Origin of the sequence: Mesorhizobium prunaredense, assembly GCF_900156895.1 — a bacterium.
GTDB classification, from domain to species: domain Bacteria; phylum Pseudomonadota; class Alphaproteobacteria; order Rhizobiales; family Rhizobiaceae; genus Mesorhizobium; species Mesorhizobium prunaredense.
In genome coordinates, this window is the sequence record NZ_FTPD01000001.1 from 360,575 (window position 1) to 380,872 (window position 20,298).

The following is a 20,298-nucleotide window of genomic DNA, read 5'->3' on the forward strand; positions in this document are numbered from 1 at the left end:
GCCTCGCGTGGCTGCGCAAACAACCGTGTTCCTGACATTTCGCGTCTAGGACGGTCACGCTGCAGCTGAGCTTCTCAACCTAGCCCCGGCCCGACCCAGGCCGGCACCATTATCCGGCACTGCTGTGGCGAAAAGCCATTGATGATGCGGAAGCATTTGGCAAAATGCGACGCTGACATAAACCCGCAGGCAACAGCAATGTCTATGATGGGCATTCGCGTGCCTTCGATCAGGCGCTTGGCGTGGTCGACCCTGATCCGGAGGTAGTGACGAGCCGGTGGTTGACCTATGTGAACTGCGAACAGACGTTCAAGCTGCCGGCGGGAAATCCCAACCCGATCCGCAACGTCGCCCATCGACAGCGGAATTTCCACATTCTCTTCCATAATGCACATCGCCATCGCCAGCTTGTCGCTGACGCCTGCAAACGCAAGACCTGAAGGACCCGTCTGGCGGTTCGAACCGGAGCGCTGGCCCTCTACCGTCGCATGACGGCAGACTTCCTGGGCGATGTAGGCGCCGGCGTGACTTGCGATGAGATGCACCGCGAGGTCGAACGCCGCCAATTCACCGGCGCAGGTTGAATATTGGCCATCCTTGACGAACAGGGAATCACGGATGCGGGGCTTGTGAAAAACCTCAGAAAAAGCCGCGAGCCGTGACCAATGAATGGTGCAACGGGTATCCGTGAGCAGGCCCGTCTGGGCGAGCAGCCACGTCGCTGTGCCGATCGCCGACATCGATACTCCGCGCCGCGCCATCAGCCGCAGGAAAGCGTTCAATTGAGGCGTCAGCTGCCTCTCGACCGGTTCACCCGCCACGACGGCGAGCTGGTTCAACCTGCAATCATAGGACGGGCCTGCCGCCAATTCCTCGACAGTCACATCCACCGGTATCGAGAGCCCGTTGACGCCTACGATTGCCTGGCCGTCGATCCCCGCAATCCGCCAGCGGAAAAGAGGAAGCCGCGAAACCGTGTTGGCTATGCGGAAAGGTTCGAGATAGGCGTGAAGCGCCAGATGCGAAAATCCCGGCAATACGAGCACGGCAATGTCATGCGGCTTCCCCGACACCTGAAGCGCCGCGTCAGGGTAGACGGGGCTGCTGGTTTCGTGAATGCGGGCCGGAGCGTTCATCAGCAACTATAGCTCGCTACCGGGACGCCAAAGACGCCGGCTTCGGGCTTCACCCCAAGGCCCGGTCGCTGCGGCACGGCGATATGACCGTTTTCTATGACCACGGGGTTCGTATTGTCGTAGTGACCTTCGATATATTCCTGTGCGATCCACGCTCCATCAAAGCGCCGCGGGTCGACCGTCGCGGCGAGATGCACGCAGGCGGCCGCGATCACATCTCCGCCCCATGCGTCGTCGCAGGTGTGCGGCAGCGACCGGATGGAGCACATGTCGCGAGCCGTCATCATTTTGGTCAGTCCGCCTAGACGCGTGACTTTGAAGCCAAACCCATCCGCAATCCCCGATGAGATGGCCCGCAATACTGCATTCAGGTCTTCGGTACTCTCGTCCAGATAGATGGGATGGGTAAGCCTGCCCCGGAGAGTGGCGTTCTCTTCCATGCTGTTGCAGGGCTGCTCGAACACGAACGGGATGTTTTGGCAAAGCCGATCTAAGTGAAGGGCAGACGGTACGGATAGACCTCGATTGCCGTCCACAGCTATGCTTGCCTTGAGGCCCACGGCCTCCCAGACCTTATGCACGGTCGCTGCGTCCTTTTCCAGGTTGCGACCACCGATCTTGATCTGGAGTCGCGGGTAGCCCGCCTTGACCTTGTCGGCCGCGATACGAGCGGTTTCATCCGGAGAGCCCACAATCAGGGAGTAGTAAGACGGCACGCGGTCTGTAAGGGCTCCGCCCAGCAACGTCGACACTGGCACGCCAAGACGCTGGCCGATGAGGTCGAGGCACGCTATGTCGAACGCGGCCTTGGCGTAGTTGTGCCCATTCAGTCTCTCATCCATCCGCTTGGCCAGAAGACGCGGTGACTGGGTCGACTCTCCAATCAGGCCTGGCGCGATCTCGGCTATCGCGGCCCGAGCCCCCAGCGCGTGATGGGGTTGATAGACTGGTCCGACGGGGCAGGTTTCGCCCCATCCAGTGATGCCGTCATCCGTCACAACCTCGACAAGTGTGCTGTCCAATGAGTGGACTTCGGTGCTCGCCATCTTATAGGCGCCACCCTTGGTGGGAAGCTGGACCGTGTAGACATTGATTCTGTTGATGCGCATGACGTGCCTCAATGGTCTTCGTTGAGCGCGTCAACCGCCGGGATCTCGCGAGAGCGTCGATCGATATAGACGCGCAGTTCTTCATCTTTGGCCTGGTCCAGCGTGGGCTCCTGGTACTCTCCCAAAAGGTGCTTCGCGTGGTCGAGCGCCCTTTGCTTTATGTCCTTTGCCCCGTCGACCTTCCATTGCTCGATCGAATTGTTATCGAAGAGCTTTGGTATGAAAAATGCGCGTTCGAAGTTGGCCTGGGTATGCGGATGTCCGAGATAGTGGCCACCTGGTCCGACGTCACGGACTGCGGCCAAAGCCTCGTCAAAATCACCCCACTGGATACCTTGGGTCATGCGATAGCCCATGGCACAAACCTCGGCATCGACGACGAACTTGGCGATGGAACAATGCATCCCGGCTTCGTTCCAGCCCGCCGAGTGCCAGATGTAGTTGGCGCCTGACATCAGCACCGCCATCATTGTCATGGCGCTTTCGTAGCCAGCTTGAGCATCGAAAATCTTGGCGCCGCCAAGCAAGTTCGATGTGCGCCACGGGACGTTGTAGCGTCGCGCCATCTGGCCGATCATAAAGTTCATCAATGATATCTCGGGCGTTCCAGCCATGGGAGCGCCGGACTGCATGGAGACCGTCGACAGGTAATGCCCGTAGATGGCCGGGCAGCCTTTGCGGATCACTTGCGTATAGGCGAGTGCAGAAAGCGCCTCGGCATTCAGCTGCGCCACCGCCGCGGCCGTCGACGCGGGCGTGTTCGCGCCGCCAAGCACGAATGGCGAGCACAGCACCGGCTGGTTGCGCCGGCAGAATGCCCGCATGGCGCCGAGCATCACCTGGTCCCACACGAGCGGAGAATTGCCGTTGCAGTTTCCGGTCGTGACCGCATGCGTTTCCATGAAGCCTTCGCCGAAAAGAATCTCGCACATATCGAGCACGTCCTCGGCGTTCTTGGGCGAGGTGGTCATTCCCATGAAGATCTTGTCGGAATGCTTCATCGACGAGTAGGTTATGTGCAGATGTCGATGCGCTACGACGATATCCATCGGCTCGACGATGTGGTGTGCCGATGAGTGCAGCGCCGGCATCATGTGCGCCAGCTTGTGGAAGGTCCCCAAGTCGGCAATGGTCGGGCCACGACGCACGTCGTCAAGGTCGCGCATGTAAGGCGCACCGGTCATCGGAACGAAGATCGAATTCGGGCCGCCCAGCTGTACGTTTTTCGCAGGGTTGCGAGCGAAATACTCAATGTCGGGCGGAATTGTTTTGATCAAATCCATCACCAGCGCGCGATCCAGATGGACTCGCTCACCGCGAACGTCGGCGCCTGCTCTCTTCCAGTCCTCAAGAGCGATCGGGTCGCGGAACACCACCCCGACCTCTTCCAGGATCGCCAGCGACGCTTCGTGAATACGTTCTACCTGCTCTGCATCCATGGGCTCGATTACGGGTAGCCCACGCTTGAGCGTCGGCAGCATCTCCACTTTGGGCGCTGTCCGAATGATCCGGCGCGCATCGCGTCCTCCCCTTCGAGAGACTTGCGCTTCAATGGTCATGCGGGCCTCCAAAAAGGAACATGCGGGCCGCAGCCGGGCCGCGCGCGACTATTGCTGCAACCCGCCGATTTGACCTACTGCAAAAGTCTCACGCGCGTGTTGACTTATGTGCGGAAGTCCGTGGCTCGCCTCCTCGGTCACGATTGATCCAATCAGCGTCGTTATGGGAAACGCAGCTCAATGACTGAAAGCTGGCCCGTAAATCATTCCCGCCCCTGCAGAAGTCCAACCTTGCTGAGTTGCGACGGTCGGCATATTTCGCATGAAAATGCCTGCAGTCCCGACAGCACCAGCTTTCGCCAGATGCGATCTGGTGTATGCATCGCAAAGATCACAACGACCTGCCGACGTTTCGCGTCTCGCCGAAATCGCTGCGCCGCGCGGTTTAGGAGTGTTTGGAGCTCAAGATGGTCCGCCGATATTACGACCTGCCATCCCTGACAGCTCTCGCCGTCTTCGAAGCTTCCGCCAGGCACTTGTCGTTCAAACTGGCGGCCGCAGAGCTGAATGTGACTCCCGGGGCGGTCAGCAGGCAGGTCAAGGCGGTCGAGGACGAACTTGGCGTCCAGCTGTTTGTGAGGCTGGGCTCAGGGGTGATGCTGACGAGCGCCGGCGAGGAGCTTTACGGCGTTCTGGCGAGCGGCTTTTCGCGCGCAGCCGAAATTGTCCGCACCGTCAAGCGCGGCGATCGCTCCAAGAACGTCACGCTCGCCTGTTCTGACGCCTTTGCGACAATGTGGCTGATACCGCGTATGCCCGATTTCTGGACTCGCCACGGCGAGATTGCAGTCGATCATCTGATTTCCGACAATCCGCGTGACTATCGAAGGGCCGAGGTGGAGTTGCGCATCCGATACGGGTTCGGCTCCTGGCCTGACGAGAATGCCGAGCTCCTTTTCAGCGAAACCATCTATCCGGTCTGCGGGGCGGAGTTTGCCAAAGTGCATCGAGACGCGACGGCAGCATCCTTGCCGGATCTTCCCTTGCTGCATGTTGACTGGGTTGACCCAAACTGGGCGGGCTGGGACGAGGTATTGCGTCGCGCGGCCGTGCCCCACGGTCCGACCCGCGGCCGCCGGTTCGGCAAATTCTTTGTAGCCATGCAAGCGGCTCAGGCCGACCAGGGCGTTGCCGTGGGCTGGCATCGCCTCGTGACGTCACAGATCGAGGAAGGCAAACTGGTCAGGCTGACCGAACTCGAACTCCTGGCGCCAGGCAGCTACTATCTCACCTGGAACGATAACCGCATGCTTTCGCCCGCTGCCGAAATCCTGCGAAGCTGGATACGAGAAATCGCTGCGCGAGAACGAGACAGCTAGAGCTTTTCCGCCCCTAAGCGCTCCTCGTGCCGCCGTATTGCTCGGCGAACTTGGCGTCTTCGTCGCCAACCTGTCTTAGGCACGATCAGTTTGAGATGCCGGAATCCATCAGGATCGGATTGTCCGTGCCGTCCGCACCGGTGACGCCAGGTTATTAGAAGTAATCCGACAGCAATATTATTGCAGTTGAGGGGATTGGAACGAATGGGCCAAGGTCGGCCCGTCTCCCTCCATCAACCAAGGTGTTCAATGTCTATAGATCTCGTTGCCAGACTGGACGACAAGCTGCGTGCGAAGCGCGAAAGCTTCGACAAGATTCCGGTGGTCGATATCGCGCCCCTTCTCGATGGCAGCAATAAGCAGGCAGTGGCCAAGCAGATACGTTGGGCGCTGTCGAACACTGGTTTCATGTACGTCAAGAACCACGGCATTCCCCATGAATTCGTCAATTCGGTGTTCGATGTGAGTCGCCGGTTTTTTGATTTGCCCATGCCGCAGAAGATGGAACTGCATGTAAGCAAATCGGATGTAGCGCTGCGCGGATACATCGAGCCATTCGGGGAAAACACCGATCCAAGCAAGACGAAAGACCTCAAAGAATGCTTTGACATCGGCCCTGAACGCTCGACCCTGGAGGGTCCATTTTTTGGCTCCAACCAGTGGCCCTCAACTCTGCCCGAGTTTTCCGAGCTGACATACGCATACCATCAGAAAATGGTCGTCCTCGCGAAAACACTGTTGAAGGGCATCGCTCTCAGTCTGGAGTTGCAGGAAAATCATTTCGAGAATCTGATGCGCGACCCGATCAGCATCCAGCGCCTTCTCCACTACCCTCCGCAGGGTGGCTATGTCGGGGAAAACATCATCGGTATCGGTGCGCACACGGACTATGGCAATCTGACCATCCTGGCGCAGGACGACGTCGGCGGTCTGCAGGTCATGAACCGAGACGGCGACTGGGTAGAGGGCACACCCATCCACGGCACCTTCGTCATCAACATTGGCGACCTGATCCAGCGGCTCACCAACGATGTCTATCTGGCGAACATGCATCGCGTGGTCAACACCACTGGGCGGGAGCGCTATTCGATCCCGTTCTTTATCGATGCTGATTTCGATGCAATCATCGAACCGCTGGCGTCCTGCGTTACGGACAGCAATCCGCGTCGCTATAAGCCAGTGACTTGTGGCGAGCACAAATTCGGGCGTTTCGCAGCAAGCTACGCCCACTTGGCCAAGGCACAAGCGAGCGCAGTGATGTGAAGCCGCCCGAAAAAGTCAGCGAGCAAGAGTGAAGCTGCTCAAGAGCTTTTGGCGAGCCAGCTCGCAAAAAGCCGCGCTTTCGAACCTGCCCTGGGATGGATTTTCAGATAAAATCCCCTGGGTGAGGGAATGTTGTCGGGTACAAGTGTGACCAGCCGGCCCTGTTCCATCAGGCTTTTGACCAATCCATCCCACCCCAAGACCGCCCCGATATCATCCTGAGCGGCTTGGAGGGCAATCATGTAGTTGTTCACGCTAAACCTGCGGCCTTTTGGGATGGTGTGTCCAAGCGCTTGAAACCACTCCGGCCAGTTCGTCCAGTCGGTTTCCTCGTTGTTCATATGAATCAAAGGCGCCCTGAGCAGATCCTCAACTCGGCCAATGCCGTGCTCGGCGGCGAATTTTGGAGTTCCAAGCGCGACAATGCGATCTTGAAAAAGTTTGTGACGCTCCTCAGGACTTTCCTGCGCATCTCCGTATTGAATGCTTAGATCACAGCGGATCGCTGTTGCGGGCACGTCGCTGACGATCTGCGACACGGTGACGGTGGGATGGCTTTTCCAGAAGGCTGAGATCTTCGGTGTAAGCCACAGCGAACTGACGGCCGTCGTTGTCCGGATGGTCACGTCAGCGGTTTCCGGGCGATCGCGCATGTGAGTGACGGCGTCGGAAATCGTCTCAAGCCCGCGCTGCACGGCAACGAACAAGAACGCCCCTTTCTCGGTCAATTCGACGCCGCGGCTCATGCGCAGGAACAGGTTGCATCCCAAGTCACCCTCAAGCGCCTTGATCTGGTGGCTGATCGCCGCGGGCGTCACATTCAATTCCTGGGCGGCGTTTTTGAAACTCGCATTTCGGGCGGCTGCCTCGAAGCAGATGAGAGCCGTCACCGAGGAGAGATCGTACGGTCTTGGCATCAACGCCTCTTCGGACCCGCTTTTTGGCTCATGGATGGCTCTTCGGCGTGCAAGACATTAGCTGAACTAAACCGTGCTGAAAATTAGTGCTATTGCGCAAAAGGCGTTCAGGCAAGAAAATTTCATCCCAAATGTGCACGCCACTATGGAATTCCGCATGAACGCCCCTTCGCCCTCGATCCAAGAGTTGCTAGCGCGCCGCATCTCGGGCTATGCCCTTGAGCAGCCCTTTTACACGTCACCGACGATTTACCAGCTCGATCTCGAGCACATCTTCTACCAGGAATGGCTCTACGCGGCCCCGGCATGCCAGCTTGCGAAAGCTGGTAGCTACGTGACGATGCGCGTGGGTGCGTATGAGGTGGTCATCGTGCGCGCCCGCGATGGTGAAATCCGCGCCTTCCACAATTCCTGCCGCCATCGCGGCTCGATGATTTGCAAGGCGCGCGAAGGCCAAGTGGCCAAACTGGTATGCCCCTATCACCAGTGGACCTATGAGCTTGACGGCAAGCTCATCTGGGCAAATGACATGGGGCCCGACTTCGACATGTCCAAACACGGGCTGAAGCCGGTCCATCTGCGCAATCTTGCCGGCCTGATCTACGTCTGTCTGTCCGCTACGCCCCCAGACTTCGAACCGTTTGCCGACCTGGCCCTTCCCTACCTAGAGGTCCATGACCTCAACAATGCGAAGGTCGCGCATACGTCGACCATCGTCGAGAAGGCCAACTGGAAGCTTGTGTGGGAAAACAACCGCGAATGCTACCACTGCAGCAGCAACCACCCGTCGCTTTGCCGCTCCTTCTCGCTCGACCCAGAAGTGGCCGGAGTGTCTGCCGACGGGTCGGTCTCGGCGACCCTTCAGGCGCATTTTGACCGTTGCGAAGCCTCAGGCGCGCCTGCGCAGTTCCGTCTTGGCGGCAGCGGCCAATTTCGCCTGGCGCGGATGCCGCTGCAGCAAAAGGCGGTGAGCTACACGCTCGACGGCAAGGCTGCCGTTCACAAGAATCTTGGCCGGGTGGCTCTGCCCGAAGCAGGCTCGCTGTTGATGTTCCATTATCCAACGACCTGGAGCCACTTCCTGCCGGATCACTCCTTGACCTTCCGAGTCACGCCAATCAGCGCCACGGAAACCGAGGTCGCCACCACCTGGCTGGTGAACAAAGACGCCGTCGAAGGGCTCGACTACGACCTCAAGCGCCTGACCGAGGTCTGGATTTCTACCAATGATGAAGACCGTGAGATCGTCGAGACCAACCAGCAAGGGATCTTCTCTCCTGCCTATGTTCCCGGACCATATTCGCCGGTTCAGGAAAGCGGTGTGACCCAATTCGTCGATTGGTATGCGAACTGGCTTGAGCGCTCTCAGACCTCGATGCGATTGGCGGCGGAGTGAACCCATGAACGTGGTCGCAAAACCCAGGCTGGTTTTCTGGACCGACGCGGAAGAACTCGAATGTGCCTCCTTTCTTCCGGAGGCGCCGAACGTCCTGACCTTTTGTTTCCGGTCGCCGTCCGGATCGCTGTTCAATTTTGATCCAGGGCAGTTCCTCACTTTGGAACTGCCCACTCCCAGCGGGCCAATCTACCGGACCTACACGATATCATCATCTCCGTCGCGACCGACCTCACTGACCATTACCGCAAAGGCGCAGGCCGACTCTGTCGGAACCCAGTGGATGTTTGACAGCCTCCGTCCGGGCATGCGCCTGCGGGCAATCGGTCCGGCAGGCACCTTCTCGATGGCACATCAGCCAGCCAAAAAGTATCTTTTCATCTCGGCCGGCTCGGGCATCACACCGATGATGTCCATGACTACACATCTGTATGATTCCGGAGTTGATCCGGACATCGTCTTTGTCCACTGCGCGCGCCGCCCTTCTGAGATCATATTCCGTGAACGACTGGAGCATATGGCATCGCGCGTAACCGGCATCGACCTGAAATGGGTGGTTGAACAAACCGATCCATACAGGCCGTGGACCGGTTACAGAGGCATGTTCAACCAGTTGATGCTCGGACTGATGGCGCAGGATTATCTTGATCGCGAGGTGTTCTGCTGCGGGCCCGAGCCCTTCATGCAAGCCGTGCGCGAGGCGCTGGCCGGTCTAGGTTTCGACATGGCGCATTATCATCAGGAAAGCTTCCGCGCGCCGCTTCCTGAGGCCGAGAAGGTCCCGGATGACTTCGTTCCCACCGAGAAGAACGAGGCCGAGATCGAATTTGTCCTATCCGGCGTCTCGGCGAAATGCGTCGAGACGGATACGATCCTGGCTGCGGCACGGGCTGCCGGTCTGGTGATCCGATCGGGTTGCAGTATGGGGATATGCGGGACGTGCAAGGTTCGCAAAATCGACGGCGATGTGCATATGGTCCACAATGGCGGCATCACCGACGAAGAGATTGCCGACGGCTATATCCTTGCTTGCTGTTCTAATCCGGTTGGCCGTGTGAAAGTCGAGATATAGCAACCATTTCGCGATCTTTGATCAAGGCGCTTCTTCGAAATCGGCAGCGCCTTGACGGTCCGCGGTCAACCGAAGTCGATGATGAAGCTATTGATGAGTCACGCGCTTCACCCGCAAGGCGGTCTTGGCCCTTCCCTCGACCGGTAGCCGGGTTTCGGGCAAGCTCAGTAATGAGTTTGATCCACCAACAGCGCCCAGAAAGCGAACAGCGGCCGATCCAGCGATCTCATTGCGTGTTTGATGCCTGGCGGATTGTAGAATGATCCACCGATGCCCGGCGAAAACCAGTCCGTGTCAGCCTGCTTGAACTCGCCATGCGAGAGCACGAGGTAGGTTTCTTCCGGCAGATGATCGTGATCGGGATACCGGACGTGAGGAGCCATCAAAGTGACGCCGAGCCACAGATCGTTTCTGTCCTCGAGGCCGCCCGGGCCAAGGATCATCGCGTTGGCGTGACCGTCAGGGAAATTGCTGCTGGCAGACGGGGCGGGATTTGATTTCAGCCGCCATTCGAGCAGCGGCTCGATCGCCTTGAAGTGCTCAATCAAGTTGCGGAGCGTAGACGGGATCGCCTCTTCTGCCAACGCCGAGCCAAGATAAGAACAGACCGGCAAACGGCTCCCGGCCTTGGTCCTTTCCAGCCCGGGAACTTCCGATTGGGCGAAGAGCTGGATGATCGATCTGCGCGATCGCAGATCGTGTGAGAACTGGTCAAAGGCCACGAAAGCGGTGTCTAGAAAATATTGCAGGGCCTCACTTCTGTTCATCTCGGAGCCCTTGTTGTGAGCGGACGCTATCGTCCGTTGCCGGACGTTAGATATCTTTCGCCAGTCGAAGTGCGTCGTAGATCGCGGCGTGGGTGTTGCGAGCTGAAACGGCGTCGCCGATACGGAAGAGTTGGAATTGGCCCTGCGGATTCCGCACCACCGACTGCGGTTGTCCGGCGATGAGCTCATCTTGCGAAATCTCGCCGTGATTGGTCGATCTCGGTTTCAGTTCGAAATAGATGTCGTCCAGCGGAATGGTGCCGTGGTTGACGACAACCTGATCCACGACGCGCTGTTTGGATATGCCGCCGTAGTCGCTGCCGACATGTGCAACGAGCTGATTGCCATTCTTTTCAACAGACTCAACTCGATAGGTAACGGTGAAGGTCACGTCGAGTTTTTGAAGAGACCTCATGTAGGGCACGAGGTTCATCGCCATGACCTCGGGGGAGAAGGACCGGTCCGGCGTCATGATCTCAACCTTCGCTCCCGCGCCCGCGAGGAATTCCGCGGCCTGGAGTGCCGCGTGGTCACCCGCGTCGTCGAAGATGAGGACATTGCTTCCCGGCTTTACGTCTCCCGAGATGATGTCCCATGAAGACACCACGAACTCGTTGCCCTTGGAAAGGACGTCGGTGTGCGCCACCCCGCCCGTCGCGATGATGACGACGTCCGGATTTTCAGCCTCGATGGTTTCGGCTTCCGCCCAGCTACTGAACCGGATGATCACTCCGTATTTTTCGCACTGGGCCATGCGCCAATCGATGATGCTCATCATCTCCTTGCGGCGCGGGCTCTGCGCTGTCAGGCGGATCTGGCCTCCCGGCCCGCTGGCGGCCTCAAAGACCACGACCTCGTGTCCCCGCTCACCCGCCACGCGGGCGGCCTCGAGGCCAGCTGGACCTGCGCCGACCACGACAATCTTCTTGCGGGTCTCGGCCTTGGCGACAATGTGCGGCATGGTCAGCTCACGGCCGGTCGCGGCGTTGTGAATGCAGTATGCCGCCCCGCCCTGATAGATGCGGTCAAGGCAATAGTTGGCGCCCACGCAGGGCCTGATTTCGTCTTCGCGCTTTTCGATGATCTTCCGCACGATGTGTGGGTCGGTCATGTGGGCACGCGTCATGCCGATCATGTCGACCTTACCCGATGCAATCGCGTGGCGGGCAGTCGCCACATCCGGAATTTTCGCTGCATGGAAGGTTGGGAAGCTGGTTGCGGCACGAATCTCGCCGGCAAAATCAAGGTGCGGCGCGTTCGCCATTCCCTGAATCGGAATGACGTCCGTCAGGCCCGCATCGGTGTCGATGTGGCCGCGGATCACGTTGAGGTAATCGACAAGTCCGCTTTCCTTGAGGCGTTTGGAGATTTCGATGCCCTCCGACTTGCCAGTGCCGCCGGGCAGAGATTCATCCGCGGTATAGCGCACGCCCAGGATGAAGTCCTCGCCGACCTGCGACCGGATCGCCGTCAGGACATCCATGCAGAAGCGCATGCGATTATCAAGCGAACCGCCATAAGGACCATCAAGTTCGTTCGTGAGAGGAGACACGAACTGGTCGATCAAGTGGCCATAGGCCTCGAGCTCGACGCCATCCATCCCGCCTGCCTTCATTCGCTCCGCGGCGTCCGCGAAATCCTTGATGATGCGTTCGATATCCCAGTCTTCAATTTTCTTGGGAAATGCACGGTGTGAGGCTTCACGATGATGGGACGGAGCCACAACGGGAAGCCAGTCGCCTTTGTCCCAGCGTGTACGCCGTCCAAGGTGGGTCAGCTGGATCATGATGGCGGCGCCCTCCTCGTGCACTGCATCTGTCATTTGCCGGATCCACGGCACGATCTCGTCCTTGTAGGCGAGCAGGTTGTTGAAAACCGGGGGGCTGTCCTTGGAGACCGCAGCAGACCCGGCTGTCATCGTCATCGCCACACCGCCCTTTGCCCTTTCCACCGTGTAGGCAAGATAGCGCTCCTTCGGCATCCCGTCCTCCGGATAAGCCGGCTCATGGGACGTCACGATGATGCGATTGCGCAGGGTCAAATGCTTGAGTTTGTACGGCTGCAGAAGGGGATCGCTCGACATCTGACGGACTCCAGGCTGGGATGGCAAGTCCGAAGCGTACCCGAAAATGTACATGCATGTCAAGTTTAGCGTCGGATGGGTCGACAGAGTCGACATGCGTGTACATTTTACTGGTTTTCATGCTCACCTTTTGTTAGGCTGGTCGCTCATGGAGCAAATTTCGAACGATAGCGGGTGGCGCGGATCGCCGGAGGGATGGCTTGAAGCGGCCTACGACCTGCTTCTGGAATCCGGCGTCGACACGGTGAGAATCTCGCCACTGGCCAAGAAGCTGGGCCTGTCGCGCACCAGCTTCTATTGGTTCTTCAAGGACAGAGAAGAACTGTTGGCTGCCCTCGTGACCCGTTGGCGCGACAAGAACACCGGCAACCTCATCAAGCAGGCCGAGGCCTATGCCGAGACGGTCGCCGAAGCGATGCTGAACGTTTTCGACTGCTGGCTCGACACGTCCTTGTTCGATTCCCAGTTTGAGTTCGCGGTTAGAAGCTGGGCGCTTCAGTCCCCTGACATTCTGGCGGAGGTCCAGAAAGCCGACCAGACGCGCCTCGATGCAATGAGCCAGATGTTCGTCCGCTTCGGTTACAAGGAAAGCTCGGCCGACGTTCGAGCGCGCACCATCTACCTCGTGCAGATCGGCTACATCTCAATGCAGACCAGGGAAGATCTCGCGGCCCGCATGAAGCGCATTCCCGGCTACGTGGAGATTTTTACAGGCGAGGCCCCGCAGCAGCGCGAGCTCGACCGGTTCTTCGCCAGACACGGCTATTCGGCGGGCTGAGGAGAGTTTCGACAATGGACGGATCTATGAGCATCGGGATAATTGGTGGAGCCGGGTGGCTAGGACGCGCCTTCGCCGAGGCCATCGTCGATGCGAAAATAGTCGCCGCTGGGCGCCTCACACTCTCTTTTAGAAGCGGGCAGCCCACCTTTCTGCCAAACGCTACCTGGACCAGGGACAACCAGGAACTGGTGGATCGATCTGATGTCATCATCGTCTCCGTCCGGCCCCAGGATTGGCCTGCCATCGACATTACTGCGTCCGGCAAGCTCGCCATGTCGGTTATGGCCGGGATCACTCTCGACCAACTGGCGGGACGTCTTAAAACCGACCGCGTCATCCGCACGCTTCCGAATGCAGCGGCAGAGGTGCGGAACTCCTATACTCCCTGGATAGGCTCTCAGAGCGTCACTGCGGATGACCGCAATGTCGTTCGCCGGATTCTGGAGGCCTGTGGCGCGGCCGATGAAGTCAAAAGCGAAGCAGATATCGATTATCTGACGGGCCTGACTGGATCCGGCCCGGCGTTTCCGGCGCTCCTGGCGGCAGCGATGATGGACGATGCCGTCAGCCGAGGATTGAGCCCGGATATCGCCCGAAGGAGCGTCAGCGCAGTGCTTATTGGAACCGGAAAGCTCCTCGCGGCTCGCGCAGACTGTCCCAAAGATATCGTCCAGACCTTCCTCGACTACCGCGGCACCACCGCGGCAGCGATCGAGGCCATGCGCGCAGCCGGGTTTGAATCTGCCGTGGCAGACGGCCTTGCCGCAGCGCTCCAGAAATCCGTGACTATGGGACAAGCCACCTGACTGCCGCACGAGGCCTTCCTCCGACCGCTGGTGTGATATTATGTCAAAACTCTTTCCGCATCTGTTTTCACCTGCAAAGCTAGGCAGCCGCACGCTCCGAAACCGGATCGTGTTCGGGGCTCATACCGCCAACATGGCCGAAAATGGCGTGCCGACTGAACGACACGTTGCCTACTATGCCGAGCGAGCGCTCGGTGGGGCCGGCATGATTGTTGTCGAACCCATGCCCGTCCATCAGGCCGCCGTCCTGACACGCGGCAATTTTCGACCTGGCGACGATAGCGTCATTCCTCATTTCCAACAGGTCACGCGCGCGATCAAGGACCACGGGGCGATCGCCATCCAGCAGCTCTATCACGTCGGAGCGCACGGGGATTCGGACAACTCATTTCACGCGCATTGGTCGCCCTCGGGCCTGCCAAGCTATCATGACAGCGACGGTTCCCACGCCATGTCCGAGGGTGAGATTTGGGAAACCATCGACAGCTTCGTTCAGGCGGCGCGCCGCTGCCAGGAAGCCGGTTTCGACGGCGTCGAAGTCTGGGCTGCTTATCTCGGACTGGTCGATCAGTTCTGGACGCCCTGGACAAACCGACGCGAGGACCAATGGGGAGGGTCGCTCGACAACCGCACGCGGATCTCCAGCGAGATCCTGACCCGCATCCGCGAAACATGCGGCCGAGATTTTATAGTTGGCCTCTCGGTCAGCGACGAACCTGACTACATAGTCGCGCTCGGTCGCCAGGAGCTGGCGGAAATCATTCGGCTGCATGATGAGCAGGGGCTGATCGATTACGTGACCTGCGGCACTGGCAGCTACCTCGATTTCTACAAAATAATGCCGACCTTTCTCTATCCGGAGAAGCTTGGCACTGATCTCGCAATGACCCTCAAGGCCGTGGTCAAGACGGCCCTCGTGGTCGCCGAAAGCCATATCAGGACGCCTGAAAACGCCGAAACGGTGCTCGGCGAGAAAGCTGCAGATCTGGTCTCGATCGTCCGGGGCCAGATCGCCGATCCGCATCTGGCACGCAAAGCCGCGGCAGACCGGCCCGAGGATGTGCGCGGATGCATATCCTGCAACCAGATGTGCTGGGGCCGTCGTTCGCGCGACTACTGGATCAGCTGCCTTATCAATCCCTCTGCGGGGCGCGAGTTTGAATGGGGTGGTGACCGGTTCACGGCCGCTGCCATCAAGAAACGGGTGCTTGTCGTCGGCGGCGGTCCCGCCGGCCTCGAGACGGCCCGGGTTGCCGCCGAGCGAGGGCACGACGTGGTGCTGGCTGAAGCCTCCAGTAGGCTGGGCGGGAACTTTCTGCTCGCCGGGCTGCAGCCGCGCCGCGGGCAAATCCTCGACCTTCTTGGGTGGTATGAGCGCCAGCTCAGCAAACTGAATGTCGACGTACGACTGAACACCTACGTCGAGGCGTCGGACATCGCCTCTTTCCAAGCTGACACCGTCATCCTGGCCACGGGGTCGGTGTCTCCCGAAACCGGCTTTCAGAAGGCTTTGCCGGCAGTGCCGAGCCTGCCCGGCATCGAAAGGGGCAATGTCTTCTCGATCGAATCCGTCATGGCCCGCGTTGTGCGGCCGGGTAAGCACGTGCTTTTGCTCGACGAGGGCGGCGGTTGGCGAGGCGGTGGCACTGCCTGGAAACTTGCCGAGGATGGCCATAAAGTGACCATTCTCACACCCGACCCGCTGGTCGGCAAGGAACTGCAGCGGACGGCTGCCGATTTCCCGCTGCGGCGGACATTGCGCCAGCTTGGCGTCACATGGTTGTTGGATGTCAGCGTGCTGGAATGGCACGGGGACGGCGTGACCATCGTTGACCACAACACCCTTCAAGAGAGCTTTGTGCCGGGCGATTGCCTTGTTCTCGCAACCACCAATGTAGCAGCGAATTGGCTGGCGAAAGAGTTGGAAAGCACGTCCCAGCCTTTCATGGAGGTCGGCGACGCCGTCGCTCCGCGTCAGGCGCCCTACGCCTTCCACGAAGGACGGAAAGTTGCCTTGCGGCTATGATACGCGGACGTTGTGCTTGCGCTTCATGAAGTCCTTGGCGGTCTCGACTGCCACGGCTGCGTCGCGGCAATAGGCGTCGGCGCCGACGGCCTTGCCGAATTCCTGGTTGAGCGGCGCGCCGCCGACCAGCACGACGTAGTCGTCGCGGATGCCCTTTTCCTTCATCGTGTCGATGACGACCTTCATGTAGGGCATGGTCGTCGTCAACAGCGCCGACATGCCGATGATGTCAGGCTGGTGCTGTTCGATGGCGTCGAGATATTTTTCCACCGCATTGTTGATGCCGAGGTCGATGACGTCGAAGCCGGCGCCCTCCATCATCATGCCGACAAGGTTCTTGCCGATATCGTGGATGTCGCCCTTGACGGTGCCGATCACCATCTTGCCCTGCTTCGGCGCGCCGGTGGCTACAAGCAGCGGACGCAGGATGAACATGCCCGCCTTCATCGCGTTGGCCGACAACAGCACTTCCGGCACGAACAGGATGCCGTCGCGAAAATCCTCGCCGACGATGCGCATGCCTTCGACCAGTGCCTCGGTCAGCACCTTGTAAGGCGCCCAGCCGCGCTCGAGAAGGATGTTGGTGCCTTCCTCGATCTCTTCTTTCAGCCCGTCATAAAGATCGTCGTGCATCTGTTGCACGAGTTCTTCGTCGGAAAGCTCGGAAAGGATGATCTCGTCGTCGGCCATGTTTGACGCACTCGCCGATTTCAAAGGTTTGCGGTCCGCCGGCACCTGTTTCTGCAACAGGTGCCGGCGGGTCATTGCCAGCCTTGGGAGCTAACTCAGGCGTCCAGCCAGACGTTCTGGAAGTCCATTTGGTAGGTCTGGTGCATTCCGTAGTTCTTCACCGTCTTGCTCATGTGGCAGTAGAGCTTCTGCCAGAACGGCTGGATGATGACGCCGGAATCCTGCAGGATCTGCTCCACGTCTTTCATCACCTCCTTGCGCTTGGCAGGATCAGCCAGCGAGAGCGCCTGTTTCAGCTTGGCGTCGAAATCCGGGTTGGCATAGGCCGTTTCGTTCCAGGCCTCGCCCGAGCGATAGCCGAGCGCCAGCACCTGGACGCCCAGCGGCCGCATGTACCAGATGGTCATCGAGTACGGATACTTCGTCCAGTCATTCCAGAAGGTCGAGCCCGGCAGCACCGTACGCTTCACCTTGATGCCGGCATCGCGCAATTGGCCGGCGATCGCATCGCCGGTGTTCTTCTGCCATTCGTCCTCGACGGTGATCAGCTCGTGCTCGAAGTCGGCCTGCCCGGCATCCGCCATCAGCTTCTTGGCGGCGGCGGCATCGCGTGTCTTCTTGGGCAGCGGATAGTATTCGGGATGGATCGGGGCGACGTGGTGGTTCTCGCCGACGGTGCCGAGCCCGGCGTAGCCGAGCTGCATGACGGCATTGTTGTCGACAGCCATCTGCAGCGCATTGCGCACTCGCTGGTCGTCATAGGGCTTGTGGGTGATGTTGGTGCGGGCAACGAGCGTGGTCGCCGTCGCAACCTCCGACTTCACCAGGTCCATCTTATCAAGGGCATCGATGAAGTCGGCCGGCGTCTCGAAATCGAGGTCGATCTCGCCGGATTCGAAGGCATTCAGCGTGGCATTGAAGTCAGTTCCGTAGTCGATGAATTCGACGCTATCGAGAGGCGCTTCACCGCCCCACCACTTGCCGTTCTCGCGCCGCTTGACGACCGCCTTCGTACCTACTTCATAGGACACCAGTTCGAAGGGCCCGGTACCGATTGGCTTCTTGATCGGGTCGGCGCCATCCTTGTCGAAGTCGCGATGCACGACCAGAGCCGGATAGTCGGTGAAGCCCGGTATGATCGCGATGTCGGGTTCGGACAGCTTCAGCTTGACCGTGTGGTCGTCGACCTTGGTGATGGCGCCATCCCTGGCCTTGCCGGTTTTTGCGTCGATCAGCGCACCGACACGCGCGGCCATTGAATTGCCGGCGGCATCCTTCTCGCACCAGCGCGTCAGATTGTAGACCACGTCGTCGGCGTTGAAGGCATCGCCATTGTTCCAGGTGATGCCTTTGCGCAGATGCAGTGTGTATTCGGTGGCGTCGTCATTGACGTCCCAGCTTTCGAGCAGGACCGGCTCGAACGTGAACTGGTGCGTATAGCGGACGAGCGGCTCCAGCCAAGTCCGGGTGACGTTTGCCATCTCGGTCCAGTCATAGGTGCGTGGATCCTTCTGCGCCTTGACCGACATCGCGACGTGCAGCGTTCCGCCCTTTTTCGGTTCATCGGCCAGGGCTCTTGTCGGTGCGGCGAGGCCGATCATGCCATAAGCGAAAGCCGTCGAGGCGCCGAAGGCGCTTGCCAATGCCAGGAATTCGCGCCGGTCCATCCGGCCTGAGCGGGCTTCTTCAGCCATCGCCTCGATAACGCTGGGGACACGATCACCGTTGTTTCTGAAGAGTGCCATTATTTCCTCCCTTATGGTTCCCTTTGGGTCTTCGCCCGTTGGATTAACTAACGCTGTCCGGCAGCTTCTCCTCGCGCAGCGCGATCAAATCTTTGAGACCATCGGCGATGCCCTCATCGAGCTTCGGCTCCTCATAATCTGCGAGCATGTTGCGCGCTTTCTCGCGGCCGCGCGTGTCGTGGTCCTTTGCCCCTTCAGCCTTCCACTGTTCGTACGAATTGAAGTCCATGATGCTGGGCATGAAGAAGGCGGACTGGAAATGCTCGAGCGTGTGCTGGGTGCCGAGGAAATGGCCCTGCGGCCCGACCTCGCGGATCGCCGCCATCGCTTCCTTGAAATCGTCGAACGGCAGCCCGCCGGCATATTTGTACCAGCCAACAAGCTGTTCGCAGTCCGTCGCGAATTTTGAATAACCGCAGGTCAGGCCGGCCTCGAGCCATCCGGCGGAGTGCCAGATGTAGTTGGCGCCGGCAAGGATGGCGGCATGCATCAGCATGTTCGCCTCGTAGCCCGCCTGGGCGTCGTTCAGTTTCGACCCGACATGGAAGCCCGACGTGCGCCATGGCAGCCGGTATTTCCGCGCCAGTGCTCCCATCAAATACATCATCTGGGCGGCCTCGGGCGTGCCACCCATCGGCGCGCCGGTCTTCATGTCGACCGTGACCATGAATTGTCCGTAGATCTGCGGTGAACCCGGACGCAGCAGCTGCGTGAAGGCGACGCCCGCCAGCGCTTCGGCATTGACCTGCGCCACCGCTCCCACCGCCGAGGCCGAAGTCGAGGCGCCGCACAGCGCGAACGGCGCCAGGATCAACGGCTGGTTGTGACGCGCATAGACCTTCATCGCGTCCAGCATGGTGGCGTCCCATACCAGTGGCGAGTTGCAATTGGTGATCGCGACCAACACAGGGTTGTCGCGGACAAAATCCTCGCCGAACACGATGCCCGCCATCGCCATCGTATCTTCCGCTCGATCCTTGGACGTTACAATGCCCATGAACGGCTTGTCGGAGTGCTTCAGCGCCGAATGGATGATGTGGAGGTGGCGCTTCGGCACCGCAATTTCCATCGGCTCGCAGATGATCGAGCTCGACGAGTGCAGCGCCGGCGCCATGTAAGCGAGCTTATGGAAATTCTGAAGGTCGGCAAGCGTGCCATAGCGCCTGACGTTGTCGAGGTCGCGCACGTAAGGCGCGCCATACATCGGCACGAAGATGGAATTCTTGCCGCCGACACGGACCGAGCGCTCAGGGTTGCGCGCATTGAGCATGAACTCCGGCGGGACTTTCGAGACCAGCTCCATCAAGAGCGCGCGGTCAATGCGGACGCGCGTCTCGGAGACATCGGCTCCCGCCGCCTTCCACAGTGCTATGGCCTCGTCGTCGCGGAACTCGCAGCCAACCTCTTCGAGGATCGAGAGCGACTCCTGGTGGATCAGCTCGACAGCCTCGTCCGGGACCATTTGGTATGCGGGTATGTTGCGAACCAGCGTCGGAAACGACGCCATGGGAGTTCCCCGCAGCGCCTTGCGGCCCAGGCGGCCGCCACCTCGGCGGCTGGCGTGTTCGGTGACTTCGGCGGCCGGTGCATTCATGGCAACTCTATCCTCCCAATGACGACCAGCCTAGC

General features: G+C 59.6%; 16 protein-coding genes. 7 read left to right on the forward strand and 9 right to left on the reverse strand.

Features of this window, described 5'->3' with window-relative positions; translation table 11 throughout:
- Window positions 1–74: 74 nt before the first annotated feature.
- The 3 genes from BQ8794_RS01795 to BQ8794_RS01805 are packed head-to-tail and all read right to left on the reverse strand — an operon-like array spanning window position 75 to window position 3,804.
- Window positions 75–1,136 carry a GlxA family transcriptional regulator gene (locus tag BQ8794_RS01795; RefSeq protein ID WP_077372206.1) on the reverse strand — a complete coding sequence of 354 codons (1,062 nt, stop codon included), beginning with the start codon at window positions 1,134–1,136 and terminating at the stop codon, window positions 75–77.
- Window positions 1,136–2,245, reverse strand: coding sequence for a mandelate racemase/muconate lactonizing enzyme family protein (locus tag BQ8794_RS01800; RefSeq protein ID WP_077372208.1), 1,110 nt, complete (start codon window positions 2,243–2,245; stop codon window positions 1,136–1,138). Before BQ8794_RS01800 ends, BQ8794_RS01795 begins: the two co-directional genes overlap by 1 nt.
- Before the next feature lie 8 nt (window positions 2,246–2,253).
- Window positions 2,254–3,804 carry a trimethylamine methyltransferase family protein gene (locus BQ8794_RS01805; RefSeq protein WP_077372211.1) on the reverse strand — a complete coding sequence of 517 codons (1,551 nt, stop codon included), beginning with the start codon at window positions 3,802–3,804 and terminating at the stop codon, window positions 2,254–2,256.
- 407 nt (window positions 3,805–4,211) lie between these two features.
- On the opposite strand from BQ8794_RS01805, the gene BQ8794_RS01810 reads away from it, so the two are divergent.
- Entirely contained in the window at window positions 4,212–5,123 is a 912-nt protein-coding gene (locus tag BQ8794_RS01810) for a LysR substrate-binding domain-containing protein (protein WP_077372484.1), read from the forward strand.
- Between the two features lie 249 nt (window positions 5,124–5,372).
- Window positions 5,373–6,386, forward strand: coding sequence for an isopenicillin N synthase family dioxygenase (locus BQ8794_RS01815; RefSeq protein WP_077372214.1), 1,014 nt, complete (start codon window positions 5,373–5,375; stop codon window positions 6,384–6,386).
- Window positions 6,387–6,424: 38 nt separating this feature from the next.
- Here BQ8794_RS01815 and BQ8794_RS01820 read toward each other — a convergent pair whose 3' ends face one another.
- Window positions 6,425–7,303: a LysR family transcriptional regulator gene (locus tag BQ8794_RS01820; protein ID WP_077372216.1), complete on the reverse strand. Its 879-nt coding sequence runs from the start codon at window positions 7,301–7,303 to the stop codon at window positions 6,425–6,427.
- A 157-nt stretch (window positions 7,304–7,460) separates the two neighbouring features.
- Between BQ8794_RS01820 and BQ8794_RS01825 the strand changes: the two genes are divergently transcribed.
- The gene (locus tag BQ8794_RS01825; protein ID WP_077372487.1) at window positions 7,461–8,699 is read left to right on the forward strand and encodes an aromatic ring-hydroxylating oxygenase subunit alpha; all 1,239 of its coding nucleotides are present in this window, start codon (window positions 7,461–7,463) and stop codon (window positions 8,697–8,699) included.
- Between the two features lie 4 nt (window positions 8,700–8,703).
- Entirely contained in the window at window positions 8,704–9,771 is a 1,068-nt protein-coding gene (locus BQ8794_RS01830; protein WP_077372218.1) for an FAD-binding oxidoreductase, read from the forward strand.
- A 164-nt stretch (window positions 9,772–9,935) separates the two neighbouring features.
- On the opposite strand, the gene BQ8794_RS01835 is transcribed toward BQ8794_RS01830, so the two are convergent.
- Both BQ8794_RS01835 and BQ8794_RS01840 read right to left on the reverse strand, forming a co-directional pair.
- Window positions 9,936–10,538, reverse strand: coding sequence for a dimethylsulfoniopropionate lyase (locus BQ8794_RS01835; RefSeq protein ID WP_077372221.1), 603 nt, complete (start codon window positions 10,536–10,538; stop codon window positions 9,936–9,938).
- A 46-nt stretch (window positions 10,539–10,584) separates the two neighbouring features.
- On the reverse strand, window positions 10,585–12,621 hold the full coding sequence (locus tag BQ8794_RS01840) for an NADH:flavin oxidoreductase (protein WP_077372224.1): 2,037 nt from the start codon (window positions 12,619–12,621) through the stop codon (window positions 10,585–10,587).
- A gap of 148 nt (window positions 12,622–12,769) precedes the next feature.
- On the opposite strand from BQ8794_RS01840, the gene BQ8794_RS01845 reads away from it, so the two are divergent.
- Genes BQ8794_RS01845 through BQ8794_RS01855 form a run of 3 tightly spaced genes read left to right on the forward strand, consistent with a single transcriptional unit; the run spans window position 12,770 to window position 16,234 of the window.
- Window positions 12,770–13,399: a TetR/AcrR family transcriptional regulator gene (locus BQ8794_RS01845; protein WP_077372227.1), complete on the forward strand. Its 630-nt coding sequence runs from the start codon at window positions 12,770–12,772 to the stop codon at window positions 13,397–13,399.
- Between the two features lie 14 nt (window positions 13,400–13,413).
- The gene (locus BQ8794_RS01850; protein ID WP_077372230.1) at window positions 13,414–14,208 is read left to right on the forward strand and encodes a pyrroline-5-carboxylate reductase family protein; all 795 of its coding nucleotides are present in this window, start codon (window positions 13,414–13,416) and stop codon (window positions 14,206–14,208) included.
- Between the two features lie 40 nt (window positions 14,209–14,248).
- The gene (locus BQ8794_RS01855) at window positions 14,249–16,234 is read left to right on the forward strand and encodes an oxidoreductase (protein ID WP_077372233.1); all 1,986 of its coding nucleotides are present in this window, start codon (window positions 14,249–14,251) and stop codon (window positions 16,232–16,234) included.
- Here the strand turns inward: BQ8794_RS01855 and BQ8794_RS01860 are convergent.
- The 3 genes from BQ8794_RS01860 to BQ8794_RS01870 form a co-directional block, all read right to left on the reverse strand.
- Entirely contained in the window at window positions 16,229–16,924 is a 696-nt protein-coding gene (locus tag BQ8794_RS01860) for a corrinoid protein (protein ID WP_077372490.1), read from the reverse strand. The two genes, BQ8794_RS01855 and BQ8794_RS01860, sit on opposite strands and share 6 nt — an antisense overlap.
- A 95-nt stretch (window positions 16,925–17,019) precedes the next feature.
- Window positions 17,020–18,669 (reverse strand): ABC transporter substrate-binding protein, encoded by a 1,650-nt coding sequence (locus BQ8794_RS01865; RefSeq protein WP_077372236.1) that lies wholly within the window; start codon window positions 18,667–18,669, stop codon window positions 17,020–17,022.
- A 43-nt stretch (window positions 18,670–18,712) separates the two neighbouring features.
- Window positions 18,713–20,263, reverse strand: coding sequence for a trimethylamine methyltransferase family protein (locus BQ8794_RS01870; protein WP_077372239.1), 1,551 nt, complete (start codon window positions 20,261–20,263; stop codon window positions 18,713–18,715).
- Between the last annotated feature and the right edge of the window lie 35 nt (window positions 20,264–20,298).